Source organism: Vibrio sp. 10N.261.55.A7 (assembly GCF_002877365.1).
GTDB lineage: Bacteria > Pseudomonadota > Gammaproteobacteria > Enterobacterales > Vibrionaceae > Vibrio.
Genome location: NZ_MCWZ01000090.1, coordinates 1 through 21,247, shown reverse-complemented (window position 1 = coordinate 21,247; position 21,247 = coordinate 1). Strand labels below are relative to the sequence as shown.

The window sequence follows — 21,247 nt, the reverse complement described above, 5'->3', positions numbered from 1 at the left end:
CCCCCCCCCCCCACAGTTCAAAACGCACTGATTTTGTGGGGACAAGCTACAGCTAGCTTTATGTACAATAGTAAAGTCATGCTGCTAGTTTGCTGCCCCATTCGCTTATTGTTTTCAAATACCTCTACTCGAATACCTAGACTCGAAACTTTTCCCAGATCATTGTGCTTCCACACATGAGGTCAAAATTAAAAGTGATCCATTGCTAAATTCCCTCCGTAATGAACATCGATACTAAACACAACAGTAATGATGCTTACCAAAAAGGAATTAACATTATGTTTAACAAAACAATATCAGCGTTTCTCTTCATTCTAGTGAGCTTTTCTCTTGTCGCTTGCTCAAGTCAAAGTGGCATGAAAAACAGTGACAATATGTCGAGTAAAGATTCAATGATGTCGAAAGACATCGTCGATGTCGCAGTAGAGAATGGATCATTTAATACTCTAGTGGCAGCGGTTAAAGCGGCCGGACTGGTTGATACATTGAAAGGTGATGGTCCCTTTACTGTATTCGCGCCTACAGATGAAGCCTTTGCTAAGCTTCCGGCGGGAACCGTTGAATCCCTTTTGAAGCCTGAAAACAAAGACAAGCTGATTGATATTCTGACTTATCACGTGGTCTCGGGAAAAGTAATGGCAAGTGACGTGGTGAACTTAACCAATGCGACAACAGTGGAAGGAAAAGATGTGGCCATTGATGTAATGGGTTCAAACGTGAGAATCAACAATGCCAACGTTATTGCTGCTGATGTAGGTGCAAGCAATGGTGTTATTCATGTCATTGATAGCGTACTGATTCCGTAACACGGCTTCTTTCGACGAATACAAATCTCTCTGCGAATATAAAAAAGCCCCTCATTTGAGGGGCAAAGTTTCCATCGCTTATAGTTATAATTCTATGCCAGTAAATAATCCGTTAATTGGGCTAAATATTTAACCCTCAGAAGATTTCAATCGCAGTGACAATAAAAATGAAACGACGCTTTTACAGACACAGCGCCTAGCAATTTTTAATTAACCAAAGTCGCCGTTTACGTAGCCTTTAGTACGGTCATCTTTAGGGTCGCTGAAGATAACTTGAGTTTCATTATGTTCCACCAACTCTCCCATTAAAAAGAAAGCCGTTCTGTCTGAAATACGACGCGCCTGTTGCATAGAGTGCGTGACGATAACAATCGTATAGTCTTTCTTTAACTCTTCCATTAGCTCTTCGATTTTGTGCGTAGCAATTGGATCAAGTGCCGACGTAGGCTCATCCATCAAGATGACATCAGGCTCCATAGCAATGGTACGTGCAATACAAAGACGCTGCTGCTGACCACCAGAAAGACCAAACGCGTGCGCTTTCAAACGATCTTTTACTTCGTCCCAAAGTGCTGCGCCGCGTAAAGAACGTTCGACCACTTCATCAAGGTGTTTTTTATCCTTGATGCCCTGAGCACGCAGACCATAAGCAACATTCTCATAAATGCTCATTGGGAATGGGTTTGGCTTTTGGAAAACCATACCGACACGAATACGCAGATCTGACACATCGATATCGCCATAGATATCTTGACCATCCATATCCAACTTACCTTTGATGGTCACGCCTTCAATCAAGTCATTCATACGGTTTAAACAACGAAGAAGCGTTGATTTACCACACCCTGATGGGCCAATCAATGCAGTCACTTGACGCAGTGGAATAGGTAGATTGATCGATTTCAGTGCTTGGTTGTCGCCGTAAAAAAGGTCTAGGTTTTCAATATTAAATTTGTTCATCACATTATCTCTAAAATTTGGTCATTCGTCGGTTTCCAGTACTCACCTTTGAGTATCTCTCTGGAACAATGGGCAACTCTCTAACTAGCCGTATCATTAACTCTCGATATCAAAACGCGCTAACGCGCTTAGTAGGTTGCAGTATTAAAACGACTGGCAATAAATTTGGTTACCATGTTGATAAGAAGGACAACCACAATAAGCACAGTGGCAGTGCCGTAAGCTTGGTTCCACTCTTCAATGGTGAACAACTCTGTTGTTAGCTTAAACAAGTGAACGGTCAGTGTGCGCCCTGAATCCAATAATGAGTCAGGAATACGAGCCACCATACCTGCTGTTAAGAAGACAGGAGCCGACTCACCAATAACACGACCAATACTGAGAATGACCGACGTCAGAATCCCTGGCATTGCACTTGGCAGAATCAAACGCCAAATGGTGTAAATTTTTGGCGCGCCAAGACCGTATGAACCTTCTCTGTAAGTTTGCGGTACCGCCATTAATGCTTCTTCAGTCGTACGGATGATAACCGGAAGAATCAAGATACTAAGCGTCAACGCACCCGATAAAATCGAGAAGCCTAAACCTAAGATGACGACAAAGAACGTCATACCAAACAGACCAAAGATGATGGACGGAATACCCGCTAGTGACTCCGTACAAAAACGGACAATTTTCACCAGCTTACTGCCCACCTTCGCGTATTCAGTCAGATAAATAGCCGTCATGATGCCTAATGGCGCAGCAACCGCGATGGACGCAATCACCATGTATATCGTTGAAACAATCATTGGGAAAATACCCTGAGAGTCTCCAGTACGGCTGTAGTCTCCAGTGACGAAATCCCAATCTACGTGCTGTAAACCATTTGAGAGGATGTACCAGATAATCCAGAACAAGAACCCAACCGTCGCAGCTGCCGCTGCCCATACGAATGCATTTAGAATGTTATCTTGAGACTGACGAGCACGTTTCAGTTTTGCGTAATCCATTTTTTTTACTTCAGACTTAGTTTCTATAGACATAGCTATTTCGCCTTCTCACGGTTTAGGTAAAGCAGTGCAGCATTCAAAATCATAATGAACACAAGTAACACCACACCTGTTGCGTAAAGCGCATTTGAGTGAACACCACTCGCGTAAGACATCTCAATCGCGATGTTTGCCGTTAGCGTACGAGCCGAATCAAGAATGCCTTCTGGCATTGCAGGCGCGTTACCCATAACCATGATGATAGCCATGGTTTCACCAAGAGCACGACCAATACCCAGAATCACACCGGTCATGATTCCAGAACGTGCTGCAGGAACAAGCAATTTGAAAATGGTGAAGATTTTTGAAGCACCTAAAGCAAGTGAACCTTCTTTATAGGTGCGAGGGACCGCTCGAATAGACGTTTCGGAAACAGTGATCACTGTGGGAAGGATCATAATCCCCAATACGATGATACCCGCTAAAATAGTGTTACCAGCTGGAACATCAAAGATATTTTGAATCAAAGGTACGATGATAACCAAGCCAAAGAAGCCGTACACCACAGAAGGGATACCCGCTAACAGCTCAACGGCTGGGCGAATGATATTGGCGACGCGCTTTGGCGCTATTTCAGCTATAAAGACAGCAGTTAGTACACCGATAGGCACACCAACCACAACGGCGCCTAATGTTGAAACAATGGAAGCAACAATCATTGTTGCTACGCCGTATAAAGCTGGTGGTAGCCAGTGCTGTCCTAAAACAATGCCTGAAACACCAACAGCTTGAAACGCTGGGATACTTTCTTTAACGATGAAGTAAGCGATAACGGCTAACGAGACGATGCCAATAACAGCACTTGAAAGGAATAATCCGTGGAAGATACGTTCTTTCCAGTCAACACGTTTCTTGGCTCGTAGTCCTGATTGACTCATTTGAGTTGCGTCAGTGTTCATAAGCTTTTCACTATTTGCGATGGTCATAAAAAAATCTCAACTGTCGAAACAACAAAAAAATTCGACAAGGGATAGAATAGGCTCGGCCCAAAAAGTAGGCCGAGCAATTAAAATTCTTTAAAGAATATTAGTTAACTGTGATGTAGCCTTTCTTGTCAGCAATGGCTTGAGCTTCGTCAGCAACCATCCAGTCTAGGAATTTTTGAGTTTCAGCAGATGGCGTACCTGCTTTGTAAAGAACTAGGAAAGGACGAGCAACTTTGTAAGAACCGTTTTTAACGTTATCTACAGTCGCTGCAGCGCCATCGATAGCAAGTGGTTGAACAGAGCTGTCAACTGTACCTAGAGAGATGTAACCAATAGCGTATGGGTTGCTTGCTACTGATACTTTCAGTGCGCCGTTACCGTTAGCTACTTGAGCACGTTGAGAAATCGCTGATACTTTCACATCGCCAATTTTCTTCTTAAGCTTCATGATGTCTTCGAATGCACCACGAGTACCAGAAGCAGTATCACGAGTAATGGTTACGATTGGCTTGTCTGCACCACCAACGTCTTTCCAGTTAGAGATTTCGCCTTTGTAGATAGCAGCAACTTGAGCAGCAGTTAGACCGCTAACTTCGTTTTGTGGGTTAACAACAACTGCGATACCGTCACGAGCAATAATTAGCTCTTTTAAATCATCTGATTTTTCTTCTGCTTTTAGATTACGAGAAGAGATACCAAGATCTGCGCTTCCGTTCTTAGCAGCGCGAACACCCGCTGAAGAACCCGGAGCTTGAATTTCGATGAACACTTGCTCACCGGCATTCATGTATGTTTCTGCAAAAACTTCAACCAGTGGAGAAGCACTGTTAGAACCAACTACAGAGATAGTTTCTTTTGCAGAAACTGAAGTCACTGCCATTGCGCCTAGTAGTGCTACTGCACCAATAACTGTCTTTTTCATCACATTTTCCTTAAGTGGCGTTATTGCCGTTGTGTTTTACTGAACGATGCTCACTTTAGGCGCCTTATATGACAGTTGTGTTTCAGTTAATTTAAGCCTCTATGACAAATGTGACTTTGATGCAATTTCAACCAGATCTCGATTACTCTTCCAACGATTGGCATTTTTTCGACAACCCTAGGCCCAATTTATATCTAACCATATGAATATTAGTGTTTTTTGTTGCATATCATCTCCTCGCAAAATTTCTGTATTTGGTCAAACTTATCATTGACCTATTGATCCAGATTATTACAATCTATGACCCATTCATGCAAATGAGAACAGTTTGCATTAAAACATCGAGAGGATCTCAATGCGCCAGTTACTTAATGGCTTATCTATCAAGCTACAAGTAGTAGTACCGGTCATTTTAACCATGCTTCTTCTACTATCGGGGTTTGTGTACAGCACCATAAACCTAAAAGAGGCCTTCAATAAGGTATCTCTATCAACAGAGGAGCTGATACTGCACAAGGACGAGCTAACGAGCATTATCGACAACACCTATGCTATGCGTATAAGCGCGATATACAGCCTGTTCAAGCCCGAAGAAGTACGCATACTCGCAAGCGTCTTAAAGCAAAAAAGAGAATTGAACCAAGCTCTGCTCGCGTCGTTACAAAAAGTAGAAGGCATGGATAATGAGGTTCGTGCCATGAACCGTGCCATGGATGACTACATTAATCACTCTATTCATGTGATGATCCCACTGCTGAACCGCAAGCATGAAAGCTCAGCTTTACCGGTAAACTTTGAGCGTAACTACCAGATCGCTGCAGACGAATACCGAGACTTCGGAAAACAAATGGTCAGCGCGATTCAAGCCTTGTCTGACCAACTCAACGAGCTTTCCCTTGAAAACGTTAGCCATAACGCTCAGGTCCATGACAATGTACTTAACAATGCCCTCATTTCGTTTTGTGTTTTGGTTGTTCTTTGCTGTCTAAGCTGCTGGATACTCGCCAGTGTCATCGTTAAACCGATACTTGAGCTACAAGGCACAATGAAAGAGGTCGCCAGTGGAAACCTTCTGGTGAGAGCCAAAGAAGAGGGCAACAACGAAATCACGGCATTAGCGAAAGATGTCAACTCCACCGTTTCTCAACTGCATGGAACCGTTGATTCACTGGTCCGCATTAGCGTTGATGTCGCGGCCGCTTCTACAGAACTAGCCGCAGTCATGGTGCAATCAACAACCAACTCAGACCAAGAGAAAGCAGAAGTCGAACAAGTGGCCTCTGCAATTAACCAGCTTGAAAGCACTTCGAAAGATGTTGCAACGAACGCGAACGTCGCTGACAGCGCCTCTAATCAAGCCAATACTCTTGCCGTCAACAGCTTAGAAATGTTTGAACAAAGTAACAGAGCCAATGCCAAGATGGCGGATCAATTAAGTGATGCCGCTCAAGTCGTGAACTTACTTCAAGATCAGTCTGAACAAATTGGTAAGGTTATAGAAGTGATTGAAAGTATCTCTGAACAAACCAACCTTTTAGCGCTCAACGCTGCAATAGAAGCGGCTAGAGCAGGTGAAAGCGGACGTGGCTTCGCCGTGGTAGCAGACGAAGTGCGTATGCTTGCTGCCAGAACACAAGAATCGACGAAAGAGATCCAAGCAATCATTGAAGACCTCCAATCTCAATCAGGCCGCGCCAACATGAGCATGAACTCAAGTCTCGCCATGCTGCAAGATAATCAATTGCTATCAGGAAAAGTCAGTGCTGCGCTCAGTGAGATTTGCGACTCGATCTCTAAGCTCACGACGATTAATTCTCAGGTAGCCGTATCATCAGAAGAGCAAGGTCAGGTCACCTCAGATATCAACACCAATCTAGGGAACATTTACGAGTTGGTGAGCCAGAATGTCATAGGGATTACTCAATCGGCTGCGGCGAGCCAAGAGCTCTCGGAACTGGCAGAGAAACAGAAACAGCAGCTGGGTTACTTCAAAATCTAATTTCTATTCTGACTATTGTTAGAATCATTACATTATCTCAATAAAAAACCGCCAGCTGGCGGTTTTTTATTCGATGTATTATCTACTCATCATCCACTTTAGGAGCGACTTTCTTTTTCGGGATAAATACGCTGTCACCCACAGCGACATTGTTATGGAAGCTCTTATCCCTTTTAATCGGCTTCTTCGGTGTTTTCTTCGCTTGAGGGCGGCCTTTCTGAGCCACTTTTTTCCCACCACGATAATCTTTCTTCGGTGGTCGTAACCCTTTGAATTTTCCTTTCAACCCTTCAAAAATAGAAAAGCTCAAGTCTTGCTGAAGGTAAGTTTCGACGCGTTTGAAACTATCCCAATCTTTCGGACCAACTAAGGAAATAGCATCGCCTTTACTGCCAGCTCGTCCCGTGCGTCCTACGCGGTGAACATATTCTTCAGTATGCTTAGGCATATCAAAGTTGATCACATGGGTGACATTAGCAATATCCAAACCACGTGATGCGACATCGGTAGTGACAAGAATTTTGAATACCGCACGCTCAAATTGACTCATGATGGTGTTACGTTGCGGCTGAGTAAGACTGCCACTTAGTGCTACCGCTTTGAGCTTCTGTTCATTAAGCTTGGCCGTTAAGCGCTCTGTATCCACACGAGTTGCCGTAAAGATAATGACCTGGCGATATTCCGCCTCTTCTAGCGCACGCTCTAAAATGGCTTCTTTATGATCAAGGTGGTCACACAGATAGAACTTCTGAGTAATGTCTTTATGTTCTTGGTTAGAAACACCAACCGAGATGCGCTTTGGCGTGTCCAACATTTCAGCCGCTATCTCATTAACATCAGTGTGTTCAAGAGTGGCTGAAAACATCAGTGTCTGGCGCTTACGGTGTTTCGCTGCGTTATGAATTTTTCGCAACTCTGGTGCAAAACCAAGATCCAGCATGCGGTCTGCTTCATCGAGAACAAGGGTATCCAAACCATCTAATATCAATGAACGATGCTCTAGGTGATCGGCCAAGCGTCCTGGAGTTGCAACGATAAAGCGAGGATAACGGCGCAACGCATTGACTTGATCGTTAAAGTTTTCACCGCCTAAGATCAGCGTCGCTTCGTAAGAAAGCCCACCGAGCATAGTTTTTAGCTCGCCATACACTTGTTTAGCAAGTTCACGAGTTGGGGCAAGAATAAGGCCACGCGGATCTCTTGCTGAAAATGCTTTGCTCTTTAGTGATTTGTGCAGCATTGGCAATACAAACGCTAGTGTTTTACCTGAACCCGTTTTTGACGACGCCAAAAGATCCTTACCAGCAATAGCCACAGGAATGGCTTGCTGTTGAATCTCGGTCGCTTTTCTAAAATCATAGTGGCTAAGGTTTTTTAATAAACGATTGTCTAAGCCTAAATCTTTAAAGTGCAAAGGACTCTCCAGTTGATAACAATAAACTCCCTTAGAGTGTTAATGGCGAATGCTCGAAACACAAGGGAAAACAAAAACGCGACATAATACCGCGTTTTAGTGCTACATAGATAGAGATCACACAAAATTATTCACGCTCCGTACATTTTTTCATGCTCTTCAACATAGCCTGAAATGTTGGGCGCGTTTACTTGGTCTATTTCGTCAGTTCACTCTCTATTGTGGAAACAACGATGTCGGACCGAGCCTCCAATAAAACACCGTATGATTATTCATTGATTCGCATCACTCGAACGGGTGCTCTTCATAACTTGTACCGGATCACAAAACGTTCAGAAACTTTAAAGAACATTAAATTCAAACAAAAACAATCACTAAAGAATCAGGCAGCACTGGTCACGTCACTGCCTTTGCATTCGCTTCAAGGCTCTTCCTGTTTCTATAGTGGCAAACGAATTCAATCCGATAGATTAGTCCTGTGTATGAGCATCGGTGTAATCCTTGTTACCGTTGTCGTCTTAACAATAGGGTGAAGATGCCGAATAAAAAAAGTCTCTTAATTGTGAGATTAATCTACTTTTTTACTCTAATTGCCTAAATTCTTGGATTTTTTTGACGTTTAAGAACTAGGAGATCTGCTAAATTGTTACTACAATTTACTTCGTCACTATATTGTTCAATAAATATATAGGGCGATTCATTGATACTGATAATTAAAGGAACTCAAATATGAACAAGATGTTAATCGCAGCTGCAGCGTCTTCAGTACTTCTACTTGCTGGTTGTGCATCAGGTCCAGACGAAGAAACAATGGCAAAAATGGAAGGCCTGAATGACCAAGTGAGCCAACTTCAGCAAGATGTTTCTGCTCTGAAAAGTGAACATGAAATGCTAAAATCTGAAGCTATGAAAGCGAAAAGCTCAGTAATGTCAGCTCAAGAAGAAGCTGATCGTGCAAACGAGCGTATCGATAACATTGCTCAGTCTTACACTAAGTAATCCATTAGATACATAGATTTAAATGTGAAGGGCCAGTCATTGCGACTGGCCCTTTTGTTTTAAATGTTACCGATTCCTATAATACCTGACTTGGGTATTCACTCGACTTCACCGGCAACCACTTCAATCGGTACACCATTCTGAGCTAACACGGCAGCCCTTGCCTTGCTGTCTGCAATTTTGAATTCGTCTAACCACCAACTCAATTCTTGAGGAATCGACAGATTCTTCTTACTTCCATCACTTCGCGTTAACGGTTCATGGACTTCGAGGAAAACACTTCTATCTGGCTCCAGAGCAACTTTGACCGGTTCATCAATAATTCGAACAGGAACACCAACCTTTACCTGATTATAAAGCCACTCTATGTCTTTCGGTTCCATTCGAATACAGCCAGAACTCACTCTTAGACCGATTCCAAAGTCTTTATTTGTTCCATGGATGAGGTAATCCCCGACACCATAAGCAAGACGCAATGCGTAATCCCCAAGTGGGTTATCTGGGCCCGATGGCACGACTTTAGGCAATTCAATTCCTTTCGCTAGGTACTCTTTTCTTATAGACATTGGTGGTGTCCAAGTTGGATTCGCTCTCACTTGGCTAATACGCGTTTGCATCTCAGGGGTATCACGGCCAATCTTTCCAATACCGACAGGGAAAATATGCACAAGCTCGGTGTTTGGCTCAAAATAGTAGAGACGTAACTCTGCAAGATTGATAACGATCCCCTCATGATCAACCTGAGGCAGAATAACTTTAGATGGAATGGTCAAGACATGATCAACTTGAGGAAGAAAAGGATCGACGCCTTTGTTAGCAGCCATGAGCGAAAGAAAACCTACATCATATTGCTTAGCAATGTTCGCGAGACTCTCACCTTCCTTTATAGAATGGTATTGTGTTCGACCCACAATGCTACTTCCTTCAATTGGCATGTCATAAGTAGCAGAAAAGGCAGACGCACTCACACAACATAGCGCCAGTAAACGGTAGAACATGTCCCAATCCTTAAAATCATTGTTTTCAACGAATTATTAATTCTAGACTACCCTATTTAGGCGGCAGAATCTCCTTTGGCTTAGCCTTCATGAATTCAGCTGCGCCTGATGGATAATCAGCACACATTACAGTCTTGGATTTCAATGTCATATTTCGTAAGCAATAAACATAGAAATTAGCTCTATTTACTCTATCTAGACACCTCAAATACATTCTTTTTCTCTATTTCTACGATTAATGGCATTCATCAAAACGATTGCCTTACCAATTTCAACAGATTTGGTTATCAACACTTTGATTGTACTTCAATTAAAGCAATTCTGTGACAAATCTCTCAAGGAACCCCATATTTACTCGCTAGAATTGCTTCAACAGAATCAGACCGATTCAACAAAATTGGTAATTAAGGGTACATCAACCCACAATACCGCTGATAACTTGGAGAATGAACAATGGCTACCCCTCATATTAATGCTCAACCTGGTGATTTCGCAGAAACAGTTTTAATGCCAGGTGACCCTTTGCGTGCTAAATACATTGCAGAGACATTTTTGGATGATGTTAAGCAAGTTTGTGATGTACGTAATATGTTTGGCTACACCGGTACATACCAAGGTAAAAAAGTCTCGGTTATGGGGCACGGTATGGGTATCCCTTCTTGCTGTATTTATGTTCACGAGCTTATTGCAGAATACGGTGTTAAAAACGTTATTCGTGTGGGCAGCTGTGGCGCCGTGCGTGATGACGTAAAACTAATGGACGTTGTTATTGGTATGGGTGCGTCTACTGATTCAAAAGTAAACCGCATTCGCTTTAACAACCATGACTTTGCCGCTATTGCAGACTTTGGACTTCTAGAAGAGTCAGTAAAGCAAGCGCGTATTCAAGACGTTCCAGTAAAAGTTGGTAACGTATTCTCTGCTGACCTTTTTTACACCCCTGAAGCTGATCTTTTCGAAAAGATGGAAAAACTAGGCATCCTAGGTGTGGATATGGAAGCAGCAGGTATCTACGGCGTTGCTGCAGATCTTGGTGCTAAAGCACTGACTATCCTAACAGTCTCGGACCACATCATTCGCGGTGAAAAACTAAGCTCGGAAGACCGTCAAAAGTCATTTAATGACATGATGAAAGTTGCACTAGAAACAGCAATCAACATCTAAGTTCTATCAATTCTCGGCTATAGATAATCATTTATAGCCGTTCATTTCTCGAGGGGGAGATCGTGTCTGACGGCAAGCTACCAAAGGAAGCTGCAGGGTTACAACTCAACTTTTGTAAAACATTGGCGTGTGACAACTTTGGATTGAGCAATGCAGAACGTTATGTACTGCAACATACGAACCCTAAACGACCAGCGATGGTATGCCGTGAATGTGGCGCTTTCCCCCCCTTACTTAATAACCAAGAAGTTCTGAACGAGCTTCAGCGCTTGCAACACCTTCACAATGAAGGCTTGCCGGCTTGTAAAACCTCCGACTGTGAGAGTTTTGATCTCTCGGTGCATACGCACAAAAACCTTTATCACGCATTTGGTTACAGTGGCGATCGTCAGCGATATCGTTGTAAAGCTTGCCAGTCAACATTCGTCGACAAGTGGTCTGGAAGCAACAAGAACCTCACCTTCCAAGAAAATTTACTCGGTTTGCTCTTTATGAGTTACTCAGTAAGAGAAATCTGCAGAAAGCTCAATATCAATCCAAAAACCTTTTATGACCACGTCGAACATATAGCAAGCCGATGTCGTAGAAAATTGGCAATGATTGATGCTCGGTGGATGAAGCATAGAGAGAGCTATCAGCTTGCTTCTGACTATGTGACGCTTCAGCTCAACAGTAACAATGGCGTATTCTGGATTGCGACTGGTGAAGCCAATACTGGGTACATTCTATGCCAGCACGTAAATTACTCATTTGATGAGCAGCCTGTTGGCTCTGTTGATCACAACCCATATGAGCTACCTGCACGTTTTGTGTCTAAGCAACATACTTCCGAAGCGAGTAAGGTAGAGTCGGTTAATGACCACTCATTACGCGGCCGAATTGATCAGAAATATCAAACTATTCTGGCAAGGGGCAACGTTGAGGATCCTATGGGGAACCTCACGCACTTTAACTACCCATCAAAAGGGGCGTTGATCCGTCCTCCGTACACTTCTTATGCGCATTATTTGCACATTTTGGAGCTGTGTGATGACAACAAACGAATCAGCCTTTTCATGCCGCAAGACCCTCTTCTACGATCGGCAGCGCTGAGCGTGAGCGTACCTCGAATAGCCAGTCAAAATGTTGACTTAATGTACGTAGAGGAAGATACCAACTGGCAAAATGGAGAGCCTTTTCAGAAAGTTGACATTGTACATATGGGATGGTGGAGAGACAGATGGGCAATTTCTAATCAGACAAATGCCTCGAAAGGCGTCTGTTATCTTGCGGGTGATAAAAGCGACCCAACTCATTGGTTAAAAACAGCTTCTCTTGAACATACGCGATTCTATCAGCAACGCTTTCAATTGCTGTTTGCCGAATTTATTAATGAACCTCGCCGAAAGTTACGCCCTGGCGGTATTCTTCCTATGCTCGATATTTTCAGAGCATGGCATAATTTATGCTACCAAGATAAACAAGGAAAAACCGCGGCGCAAAATTTGGGGTTAACAGAATACCCCCTAACATTGCGAGATTTGCTCTCATAAGCTATCAGCATCCTATATACGCAGTTTTTCTATAGAACAAGTGAACTACACCGTAGTTTTCGTTTTATAATAGTGAGGTAGTATATACTTGTGTAAGTTAGTTAGTGCTAAATTACTAAGGGATATTATAATTCTTACTAAAGGATACAGCCTCAAACTGATTTAGGGATAGATTAAATTTGGATAAAACTCAGCACCTTCTAGAAGTTGAAATCGAGCAACTCAAAGCTCGGGTAGAATCCGAGCCAGAAAAGGTTCTGGTCGCAGCTGAGCAGTGTCACATTCGCGCTACACAGACTCAATTCCAGGAAGGCATCATTCAAAGCTTGATCATCATGTCACGTTGTTCATGGTGCTTAATGGATTACCGTCGAGGGCTCAAATCCATTAAAGAAGCATTCTCTTGTCAAAACGCCCTCGATACCGATGAATTTCTCCCAGAAATCCTTCACATTCATGCTCTCCAATTCTGGGGGCAAGCAAAATATTACTCGGCGCAACAATACTGGATTAACGCTCTCGAACAAGCCTCGTTAGTTGAAGAAGTCGAGATACAAATTGAGTGTCTCATTGGGCTTGGTAACGTGTGGCGTATCACGAATGAATATAAACTGGCCTGCTCTACCCACGATCTTGCCGTTAAAGTCGCCAATAATATGAGAATCGACTGGCTGGAGGGAAAAGCTCGCATACTTCTTGCCTGGGATCTTTATCTTCTTAACAACTTTATTGAAATGCTCACCGTTCTCGATGGCGCGGAAGAAGTATTAAAGAATCATTATGATAAAACTTGGAATGCAGAAGTTTGGGATTTCCGAGGGTTAGCACTGCTTGGGCTTGAACGCTTAGATGACGCTGAAATCGCCACAAATAAGGCTCATGATCTTGCCGTCCAAAACGATCTAGTATGGATGAAGGCGCATTCATACATTAGCCGAGCGCGCCTAGAGCTGCTTCGAAACCAACCAGACAAAGCAACAAAACTTCTCATCGAAGCCGAGGCGTCAGCCACGAAATTTGATAATGGAGAACTACTTTCCCAGATCTGTTTCCAACAATCGCTCGTTGCAGAACAGCGCAAAGATCATGAGCAAGCATTCATCGCCTTTAAGAAATATCGTAAACACTCACTCGATATGCTTCGCGAGCAGACGGCTAGAGTAAGCATGGACAAAGCCAGAACCTCTAAACGGCAATTGGAACAACGCGCGAGAAAGCTGATCAATCGAATCCGAGGTCAGCATGAATTTGACCCCGAAAAACACCTAACAAACATGGTGTCTGAGACATATTGGTGGGAGCAGCTGGTTCTGTTCAAAACGGAACTAAAACGTTCTAACCATGCCATTATCATTGTCCAACATAATGATCCCGCTTATCTCGATATCTGTACCCAACTCGCTCACTCTCTCTGTAATCATCGAGATCTACTATCCCGCCTGAGTAGTAATCGCATCGCTCTTCTTCTCAGTGATAAAGACGATATAGCGAAAGAGGTATTCAAGATTTTAGCGAAAATGATTGAAATTTATCCATGGAAGCGCAAAGGCTTAAAGAGCCATTTACCTAAAGTCATGCTGCAAGACATTCTCACTTTTCCGTTTACATTGGAACAATTAGAAGAAAGCCAAGCTCAAGAGGAAGAAAATGGAAGTATTACTAAATAAGATTTCCGACTCTGGGCTTGATGCATCTTCAGTGACTGGTGAAGAAGCCATCATTTTCTGGAACCACGTTCGGTCTCACATAGCAACGACTAACGAAGAGCGTGCCCAAACCTATATTATTAGCGCCGAATATCGCTCTGAGCTACATCAAGTTCAAGCGTGTATTGACGAGTTGAGGCTTGCACTCGAACATCTTCGTCTGCCTAACGATGCTCAGGCAATCTTAGCGGTTAAAAATAGTCTAAGCGAACATCTTGTCGACAGTGGCGATTATTCCGCAGCCTTGGCAGAATACACAACATCGTCTGCCATCGCAGTAGAACATGGATTCATCGATGAGTATGCACTTTCGATTCTCGGCATGGGTAATCTTTGTGATGCTTATGGCGATCACAGCCGTGCACTGCGTTACTACCAGAAAATTGATGGCATTGACCACGCGATATCAAGCCGTTCTCTCCGATTAAGATACAAACTCTATATGCTGTCTTGTTTTATCGAGCTTGGTCGATTGGCTGCAGCCAACGATTTAATCAGAGAGTGTGAAGAGTTGAGCATTCTCGTGAGCAATAAAATTCTTGCCGGCCAGATTCACCTCTATCAAGCTAAATTGCACCGACAACAAGGCAACAGCCACGAAGCGCTCCTCTCGATTTCGAATGTTCAGTACAGTTCTGGAAACATTAGCTCTTCCTGGCTTTCAAGTATGGTGAGATTGGAACTGGCGTACTGTTTGGGTGACATAGGTAAAACACAACTCGCCGCTCTCATTCTACATAATGCCAATAAACGCATTAAACTCAATTCTACGCCTATTTTGTCCAAGCGATTGTATGACACATTGAGTGATATCTGTGAGATTCAAGGGGATTTCCAGCTTGCATTGAAATATCAAAAAATGGGATATCGTATTGAATCGGATTTGATGAAAAACATCCCGATCACCGAACTTGGTGCGAGCCAATTACGACGACTTTCTCGCTTCGAGTTACAGCTCAAACTGATTTTATCTGAAATTGAAAACCGTGAACTCAAAGAAACGACAGAAAATCAGAAAAATACGGTGAAAAAGCTTCAGCAAGATGTATTCACGGACCCACTAACATCACTTCATAATCGTCGATGGTTGGATGTGAAACTGAAAGACCTTCTGCTTCATGAAACGCCATTCGCGCTTATGGTCGTCGATATCGATCACTTCAAGTCCATCAACGACGAACTGAGCCATTTGGTCGGTGATAAAGCGATAGTGAATGTGTCACACGAACTCGCCGCTTACTTCCGCTTTCGAGGCGCGTCTTGCGTCCGATTTGGTGGAGAAGAGTTCCTAGTGATTTTGGAAAAAGCGAATCTGGAACAAGCAGAGATGCATGCAGAAAACTACCGTGAGCGCATTTTCCAATTTGGCTGGCATGATATTCTGGGTGAGCGTGGCCTCACCGTCAGCGTGGGTATTACTCTTCATCGTGAAGGAGAGAACACTCAGCGAACCTTCTACAGAGCAGATAAAGCACTTTACCGTGCAAAAGCAAATGGTCGGAACCAGGTTTGCACAGAGTAGATAACAACGTCCCTCAATAAACCTTATGTATCAAATCTATACATGCCAAAGACGAACAAAATCCGCTCTGGCATGTATTCAATCGCTATAGAAAAAACAAAGAGATTCCCGCCACAGCAAAGAGCGTACCTATCACACTTTGCTTGCTAATCGCCTCTTTTTTAACCGCGTAGATAACAAGAATAAAAATTGGGCTCGTCGCTATTAACGTTTGGGCAATAGCAGGGTTTGCATGCTTCAAGGCTATTTGCTGTAGCCATAACGCTAGAAATGTCCCAACAAAAATGGCACTAAAGAGCCAAAGAAAAGCTCGATTACCCATCGAGAACAAATTCATTTTAATCTGTTTAAGCGGTTTATCTTCAAGCCAAAAAATGATCAAGACTACCGCTAAAACACCCACTGAAAGACGTATTAACGCACCCAATAGCGGTGGTAGATCGCCGGCGACTAAAGCGTAATGAGAAATGACAACGCCACTGGCCTGACACACACTGGCTAACAACCCAAACCCTACACCAGAGTACGACATATTTGTCTCATCACTGGTAGGCTGAAACACCACTGACGCCACCGCTAACGTAGTAACAACCACACCTAGCCAGGCCTGAATTGAAATAGCGGTTCCTAGAAAGACCAAAGCTAAAACACCAGACAATGGCGGGGCGAGAGACTCTAGAAGTAACGTTTTGTTAGCGCCAATTCGTTTAAGTGAAGCAAAATAGGCTGAATCACCAATCGCAATGCCAATGACTCCTGACACGGCGAGAATCGCGACGTATTCCGGTGTTAATGTAAATTCAGGAACTGGAATGAAGGGCATAACCAACAGCATCATCACCGATGCGATTACCCCTTTTACTATATTGAGTTGCATCGCCGTGAACTGATGACTAAAACGACTGTATATCCAAGTAGCAACAGCCCAAACAATAGCCGCAAACAAAGCAGCAATTTCACCATAAAACATCCGCAACTCCATCCTGGTAGCGAGTACAGGGCTTTTTCGCCAAAAAACAAGGGGTCATTCGCGACATAAATAAAAATTCACGTTCTACACCCCCAGAGTACTAACATTTCCCTATACATTTAAGAGGTAATTACATATCTTTTACATTGTGCATTAACTCGTTGCATACGTTAGCATTTTAGACACAAGGAAGTATTTATGTTTCTCGATTATTTTGCCCTCGGCCTACTCATCTTCGTCGCCCTTGTTATTTTTTACGGAATCATTGTGATTCACGACATCCCCTATGAAATTGCGAAAGAACGCGAACATCCTCATCAAGATGCCATTCATTATGCTGGCTGGGTAAGCCTATTTACCTTGCACGCAATCTGGCCATTCCTTTGGATTTGGGCGACATTATGGCGTAAAGAACGTGGTTGGGGTTTTAGCAAGCTTGAAGCTGAACAACATGATATCCATCACCGGGTCGATCAATTAATCGACCAAGTGGAGCAGCTCAAAAATGAAGTAGCGACACTGAAGGTCAATCAAGATTCACCCGTTGGAAACAAGAATAAAAGTGGGGAGGAACAATAATGGACTTACTATTAATTCTTACTTACGCCGCTTTCTGTATTGCCATTTTTAAAATCTTCAAGATTCCGCTCAACAAATGGACAGTACCAACAGCCGTTCTTGGTGGTGTCGTACTTATTGGTACACTGATCTTGCTGATGAACTACAATCACCCATTCACGCAAATCGGTAACCAAGTTTACTCCACCACTCCTGTTGTTTCTGGTGTTCGTGGGCGAGTCATTGAGGTTCCGGTCGTACCAAATCAGCCATTAAAACAGGGTGACATTTTATTTAAAATTGACCCTATTCCGTTTGAAGCTGAGGTAGCAAAGTTACGAGCCAAGGTTAAAGAAGCGAGCCAAGGTGCTCTTGGTCTTGAATCTGGCGTATCTGAAGCGCAATCAGCTCGCTTTAAGGCAATAGCAGAAAGAGACAAGGCACAACGTGAGTATGACCGTTATCAACGCGGCTATGATAGAGGCGCGTTTACCGAGCAACAACTGGACACCAGACGCCAAGCGTTTAAAGCCAGTCAAGCTGCGCTAGAGGTTGCTGAAGCTCAGGTCGAGCAAGCAGAAATTTCTCTCAACTCTGAAATAGGTGGTGAGAATACAGCGGTAGCAAGCTTATTGGCTGACCTTAGAAAAGCTGAGTTCAACCTTGAACAAACGGTCGTAACCGCCCCTACCGATGGTTACGCGACTCAATTGGCTTTGAGACCGGGTGTGATGGCGGTGCCTTTACCTTTAGCGCCAGTGATGACTTTCGTTCACTCTGAGGAGAAAATCTACACGGCTGCGTTTAGACAAAACTCACTCCAACGTTTACAACCTGGGCACCAAGCAGAGTTTTTATTCAGAGCCTTACCTGGTCGAGTGTTTAAAGGGGAAGTGGTCGAGGTGCTTCCTGCAATAGGAGAAGGCCAATTCCAGGCACGTGGAGCTTTGCTAGGTACAGACGCGCTGCGTACTAATGGACGCGTGCTTGTATCATTACGTATTACTGATGATTTAACCGATTATCATTTGCCAATGGGCACAGCTGTAGAAGTCGCCGTTTACTCTGAAAGTTTCACTCATGTCTCTATCATGCGGAAAGTACTGATACGAATGAAGAGTTGGCAAAACTACCTCTACCTAGATCACTAACATTAATAAGCGAGTATCCATGTGATGCTCGCTTTTTCCTTCCAAATAGACAGTTTGAGGTACAACCTTGAGCAGCAATAAACTTTCAACAACAGCACTTGCAAAAAAACGAAGCCTCGAGTCAAAAATTCTTTTCAATGAACTGAGCGACGCTGGCTACATTAATCGATTTGAAGATAAGTGGGTGCTCACTCAGCTTGGCAGCAAATTCGGCGGAGAGTACTTTGAACACCCCAAATATGGTCCGTATATTGTTTGGCCAAATAACCTACTGATTGAGTCACCAGCATCAAAACAAGACAACCTTTCACCAACAGAGATTGGTAAAAAATTCGACTTAAACGCGAAAAAGATCAATCAATTACTTAGTGAACTGGGGTGGATATCCAAACACACAAAAAATTGGACCGTCACAATCACAGGTGCGGCCAATGGTGGCGTACAGGAAGAAAACAAATCCTCTTCAACTCAATATGTCCTTTGGCACCCACACATACTCCAGAATAAGCATTTAAAACAGTCTGTCATTGAATTTTTAGGTCAAGATGCATCAGGGCAAGCTACAGATAAGTCCATATCAAGTTTTCGCCAAAAATTCGAAGCTAAACACCGTACTCTTGATGGGCATTATGTACGAACCATTGGCGAGCTTAGAATCGATAACTGGCTTTATATGAATGGCATTCCCCACGCCTATCAGCGCCTGTTACCCATCGCAGAGACTCTTATTAGCGGGTTTTATCTGCCTACTGGTAATGTTTATTTACAATATTGTGAGGAAGACAGATCCGCGCATCAAACGATGACAAATTCTGAAGTCAAAAACCTCTATGTAAAGAACCACTTAAATCTAATCGAGATTATGGAGGAAGATATAGAAGAACTGGATGATATATTACCGAAAAACCTAAGGGAATATGGTATTCAATCGTATTAGTACTATTTTCAAGTTGCAGAGTTCAGCTAGCAACGTAAAGATAAATAACAATCACTCATCATTTTAACTAGGCGGGCAGTATTCATGGCTAGAGATATATTTGCGAACCTTGATCTCAACTTATTACGTACGTTCATTATTCTCTACCAAGAAAAAAACATGCGTAAGGCGTCAGAACGCTTATTCGTGTCTCAACCTGCAGTAAGTAAAGCTTTACAGCGTTTACGCGATCACTTCTCAGATGATCTATTCGTAAAAACCCACCATGGTCTAAAGTCGACAGAATTCGCAAATACACTAGCAGTTAGAATATCGCCTCTGATTCAAGAATTGTCGATTGCCGTCAATCAAGCCAGTCAATTCAATCCAAATGAACTCACAGGAGTGATAAAAATTGCGTTAGCGCCGTTTTTATTGAGTTCGCTCGCAAGCAAGCTATTTCAAGCGATAAGAAGCGAAGCACCCAATGTTCAAGTTCACCTACTCAACTGGTCAAACAGTACAATGGAAGAGCTCGTCAAGGATGAGATAAATTTAGGGATCAACTATGAAATTGGGCATGCACCGAAAGCGTTGGCAAAGGAGCTCATAACAACGGATAGCTTTTCAGCTTACATTCGCGAAGACCATCCCTATGACAAAGACTCGGTGAATATCGATAAGCATTTTGACTTTGAAATGGCGACTATAATCGCAGCAGACTGGAATTCACACACCTCATTTGCAGAAAAAGTCATGAAAATGAGTGGCTTTATTCCCAAGATAAGTTTTCGTTCTGAGCTCCCTTCCGCAATTGTTGATGTCGTCTTGAATTCCGACATGTTATTTCCAGCCTCAAGCATGCTAGAGATTAACAAGGATGATAAGCTCCGGAAATTACCAATAATGCTCAATAACACAGCCTTAAAACCTGAGGTTTATTGTTACTACCACAACAGTAATACGGACAATTCATTGCACCACTGGCTGCTCCAAATCATTCAAACTATCGTCCCAAGTAATAACCAGTAGTTATTAGCCTATTTCATCCTGTTTATTAATAACCTTTCGTTAACGGCCAGTGTCTTACAAGTCATTGGTCGTGAAAGCAGCACCTCAATATACTTTCTCTCATTGGCAGGAAGCCATTTACTTCGCAGGAATGCTCCTTTCACTATGAGAGAATTCAAATGAAAAAAACCATTATTGCTACAGCAATTCTAAGTACAGCTTCTTTTCTTAGCCAAGCCCAACAAGTTGATGTTGCTCAAGCCGAGCTACACACTCGCACTCTTATCACAGCTCAAATGGAAGGCATTGACGCGAAAACACTTCAACGATTGAATGCACAAAGTCATACCACCGCAATCATTGAAGATACTGTATACCAGCAAGACAGTAATGGTGTTTGGGCCGCTGTAGGAACAACAACGACTGCTTTGGCCGCGGGTCTGCTTAGCGGTTCATCAAGCTCTAGTGCTAGCTCAAGTTCTGACGACTGGATCAACCTTCCTCAACTCGATCCTAGCCAACCAATTGAAACAGAAAACAACCCAACTAATCCAATCATTGGCTCACCTGAAGCTGATAACGGCCGCAGCGTAGACAAAGCGGCTGAGAACATGTGGATCGTGTCGACACACGGTGAAGTCGATGGTTACATCATCTACGAA

18 protein-coding genes and 1 pseudogene are annotated in these 21,247 nt (G+C 43.2%); 12 read left to right on the top strand and 7 right to left on the bottom strand.

The features are described from left to right. Nucleotides 1-356 precede the first annotated feature (356 nt). On the top strand, nt 357-806 hold the full coding sequence (locus BCU12_RS06855) for a fasciclin domain-containing protein (protein WP_102403610.1): 450 nt from the start codon (nt 357-359) through the stop codon (nt 804-806). 210 nt (nt 807-1,016) lie between these two features. Here the strand turns inward: BCU12_RS06855 and pstB are convergent, their stop codons facing one another. The 4 genes from pstB to BCU12_RS06835 all read right to left on the bottom strand — a co-directional run bounded on the left by pstB (nt 1,017) and on the right by BCU12_RS06835 (nt 4,645). Next, the gene (gene pstB / locus BCU12_RS06850) at nt 1,017-1,766 is read right to left on the bottom strand and encodes a phosphate ABC transporter ATP-binding protein PstB (RefSeq protein ID WP_102403604.1); all 750 of its coding nucleotides are present in this window, start codon (nt 1,764-1,766) and stop codon (nt 1,017-1,019) included. Between the two features lie 128 nt (nt 1,767-1,894). Beyond that, the gene (gene pstA, locus BCU12_RS06845) at nt 1,895-2,758 is read right to left on the bottom strand and encodes a phosphate ABC transporter permease PstA (protein ID WP_102403609.1); all 864 of its coding nucleotides are present in this window, start codon (nt 2,756-2,758) and stop codon (nt 1,895-1,897) included. Between the two features lie 35 nt (nt 2,759-2,793). Continuing rightward, nucleotides 2,794-3,723 carry a phosphate ABC transporter permease subunit PstC gene (gene pstC / locus BCU12_RS06840; protein WP_102403603.1) on the bottom strand — a complete coding sequence of 310 codons (930 nt, stop codon included), beginning with the start codon at nt 3,721-3,723 and terminating at the stop codon, nt 2,794-2,796. A gap of 100 nt (nt 3,724-3,823) precedes the next feature. Then, nucleotides 3,824-4,645, bottom strand: a complete 822-nt coding sequence (locus BCU12_RS06835; RefSeq protein ID WP_102403602.1) for a phosphate ABC transporter substrate-binding protein — start codon at nt 4,643-4,645, stop codon at nt 3,824-3,826. A 355-nt stretch (nt 4,646-5,000) separates the two neighbouring features. On the opposite strand from BCU12_RS06835, the gene BCU12_RS06830 reads away from it, so the two are divergent. Next, complete coding sequence (locus BCU12_RS06830; RefSeq protein ID WP_102403601.1) at nt 5,001-6,644, top strand: methyl-accepting chemotaxis protein; 1,644 nt, start codon at nt 5,001-5,003, stop codon at nt 6,642-6,644. An 82-nt stretch (nt 6,645-6,726) separates the two neighbouring features. On the opposite strand, the gene BCU12_RS06825 is transcribed toward BCU12_RS06830, so the two are convergent. After that, entirely contained in the window at nt 6,727-8,058 is a 1,332-nt protein-coding gene (locus tag BCU12_RS06825; protein WP_102403600.1) for a DEAD/DEAH box helicase, read from the bottom strand. Nucleotides 8,059-8,787: 729 nt separating this feature from the next. On the opposite strand from BCU12_RS06825, the gene BCU12_RS06820 reads away from it, so the two are divergent. Beyond that, a complete protein-coding gene (locus BCU12_RS06820; RefSeq protein ID WP_102403599.1) occupies nt 8,788-9,057 on the top strand; it encodes an Lpp/OprI family alanine-zipper lipoprotein in 270 nt (89 codons plus the stop codon). 98 nt (nt 9,058-9,155) lie between these two features. Here the strand turns inward: BCU12_RS06820 and BCU12_RS06815 are convergent, their stop codons facing one another. Beyond that, nucleotides 9,156-10,055 (bottom strand): L,D-transpeptidase family protein, encoded by a 900-nt coding sequence (locus tag BCU12_RS06815; protein WP_102403598.1) that lies wholly within the window; start codon nt 10,053-10,055, stop codon nt 9,156-9,158. A gap of 453 nt (nt 10,056-10,508) precedes the next feature. On the opposite strand from BCU12_RS06815, the gene deoD reads away from it, so the two are divergent. The 4 genes from deoD (at nt 10,509) to BCU12_RS06795 (ending at nt 15,979) form a co-directional block, all read left to right on the top strand. Beyond that, nucleotides 10,509-11,219 carry a purine-nucleoside phosphorylase gene (gene deoD / locus BCU12_RS06810; protein WP_102403597.1) on the top strand — a complete coding sequence of 237 codons (711 nt, stop codon included), beginning with the start codon at nt 10,509-10,511 and terminating at the stop codon, nt 11,217-11,219. 62 nt (nt 11,220-11,281) lie between these two features. Continuing rightward, the gene (locus tag BCU12_RS06805) at nt 11,282-12,751 is read left to right on the top strand and encodes a lactate dehydrogenase (protein ID WP_102403596.1); all 1,470 of its coding nucleotides are present in this window, start codon (nt 11,282-11,284) and stop codon (nt 12,749-12,751) included. 179 nt (nt 12,752-12,930) lie between these two features. Continuing rightward, entirely contained in the window at nt 12,931-14,418 is a 1,488-nt protein-coding gene (locus tag BCU12_RS06800) for a hypothetical protein (RefSeq protein ID WP_102403595.1), read from the top strand. Next, nucleotides 14,399-15,979: a GGDEF domain-containing protein gene (locus tag BCU12_RS06795; protein ID WP_102403594.1), complete on the top strand. Its 1,581-nt coding sequence runs from the start codon at nt 14,399-14,401 to the stop codon at nt 15,977-15,979. The genes BCU12_RS06800 and BCU12_RS06795 overlap by 20 nt, the downstream gene beginning before the upstream one ends. A gap of 85 nt (nt 15,980-16,064) precedes the next feature. Here BCU12_RS06795 and BCU12_RS06790 read toward each other — a convergent pair whose 3' ends face one another. Continuing rightward, complete coding sequence (locus BCU12_RS06790) at nt 16,065-16,949, bottom strand: DMT family transporter (RefSeq protein ID WP_102403593.1); 885 nt, start codon at nt 16,947-16,949, stop codon at nt 16,065-16,067. A 198-nt stretch (nt 16,950-17,147) separates the two neighbouring features. Here BCU12_RS06790 and BCU12_RS06785 point away from each other — a divergent pair, with 198 nt between their 5' ends. The 5 genes and pseudogenes from BCU12_RS06785 to BCU12_RS06765 form a co-directional block, all read left to right on the top strand. Then, complete coding sequence (locus tag BCU12_RS06785) at nt 17,148-17,528, top strand: DUF3302 domain-containing protein (protein ID WP_102403592.1); 381 nt, start codon at nt 17,148-17,150, stop codon at nt 17,526-17,528. Next, nucleotides 17,528-18,658: an HlyD family secretion protein gene (locus BCU12_RS06780; RefSeq protein ID WP_102403591.1), complete on the top strand. Its 1,131-nt coding sequence runs from the start codon at nt 17,528-17,530 to the stop codon at nt 18,656-18,658. Before BCU12_RS06785 ends, BCU12_RS06780 begins: the two co-directional genes overlap by 1 nt. 67 nt (nt 18,659-18,725) lie before the next feature. Continuing rightward, nucleotides 18,726-19,595, top strand: coding sequence for a glycerol kinase (locus BCU12_RS06775; protein WP_102403590.1), 870 nt, complete (start codon nt 18,726-18,728; stop codon nt 19,593-19,595). 84 nt (nt 19,596-19,679) lie between these two features. Then, the gene (locus BCU12_RS06770; RefSeq protein ID WP_102403589.1) at nt 19,680-20,606 is read left to right on the top strand and encodes a LysR family transcriptional regulator; all 927 of its coding nucleotides are present in this window, start codon (nt 19,680-19,682) and stop codon (nt 20,604-20,606) included. A gap of 158 nt (nt 20,607-20,764) precedes the next feature. After that, nucleotides 20,765-21,247, top strand: a pseudogene (locus BCU12_RS06765) (hypothetical protein); the annotation flags it as partial.

Excerpts from the sequence above, each read along its gene's own strand:
- BCU12_RS06855 (WP_102403610.1), top strand. The coding sequence starts at position 357 with ATGAAAAACAGTGACAATATGTCGAGTAAAGATTCAATGATGTCGAAA.
- pstB (WP_102403604.1), bottom strand. The coding sequence starts at position 1,766 with ATGAACAAATTTAATATTGAAAACCTAGACCTTTTTTACGGCGACAAC.
- pstA (WP_102403609.1), bottom strand. The coding sequence starts at position 2,758 with ATGGATTACGCAAAACTGAAACGTGCTCGTCAGTCTCAAGATAACATT.
- pstC (WP_102403603.1), bottom strand. The coding sequence starts at position 3,723 with ATGACCATCGCAAATAGTGAAAAGCTTATGAACACTGACGCAACTCAA.
- BCU12_RS06835 (WP_102403602.1), bottom strand. The coding sequence starts at position 4,645 with ATGAAAAAGACAGTTATTGGTGCAGTAGCACTACTAGGCGCAATGGCA.
- BCU12_RS06830 (WP_102403601.1), top strand. The coding sequence starts at position 5,001 with ATGCGCCAGTTACTTAATGGCTTATCTATCAAGCTACAAGTAGTAGTA.
- BCU12_RS06820 (WP_102403599.1), top strand. The coding sequence starts at position 8,788 with ATGAACAAGATGTTAATCGCAGCTGCAGCGTCTTCAGTACTTCTACTT.
- BCU12_RS06815 (WP_102403598.1), bottom strand. The coding sequence starts at position 10,055 with ATGTTCTACCGTTTACTGGCGCTATGTTGTGTGAGTGCGTCTGCCTTT.
- deoD (WP_102403597.1), top strand. The coding sequence starts at position 10,509 with ATGGCTACCCCTCATATTAATGCTCAACCTGGTGATTTCGCAGAAACA.
- BCU12_RS06795 (WP_102403594.1), top strand. The coding sequence starts at position 14,399 with ATGGAAGTATTACTAAATAAGATTTCCGACTCTGGGCTTGATGCATCT.
- BCU12_RS06790 (WP_102403593.1), bottom strand. The coding sequence starts at position 16,949 with ATGTTTTATGGTGAAATTGCTGCTTTGTTTGCGGCTATTGTTTGGGCT.
- BCU12_RS06785 (WP_102403592.1), top strand. The coding sequence starts at position 17,148 with ATGTTTCTCGATTATTTTGCCCTCGGCCTACTCATCTTCGTCGCCCTT.
- BCU12_RS06780 (WP_102403591.1), top strand. The coding sequence starts at position 17,528 with ATGGACTTACTATTAATTCTTACTTACGCCGCTTTCTGTATTGCCATT.
- BCU12_RS06770 (WP_102403589.1), top strand. The coding sequence starts at position 19,680 with ATGGCTAGAGATATATTTGCGAACCTTGATCTCAACTTATTACGTACG.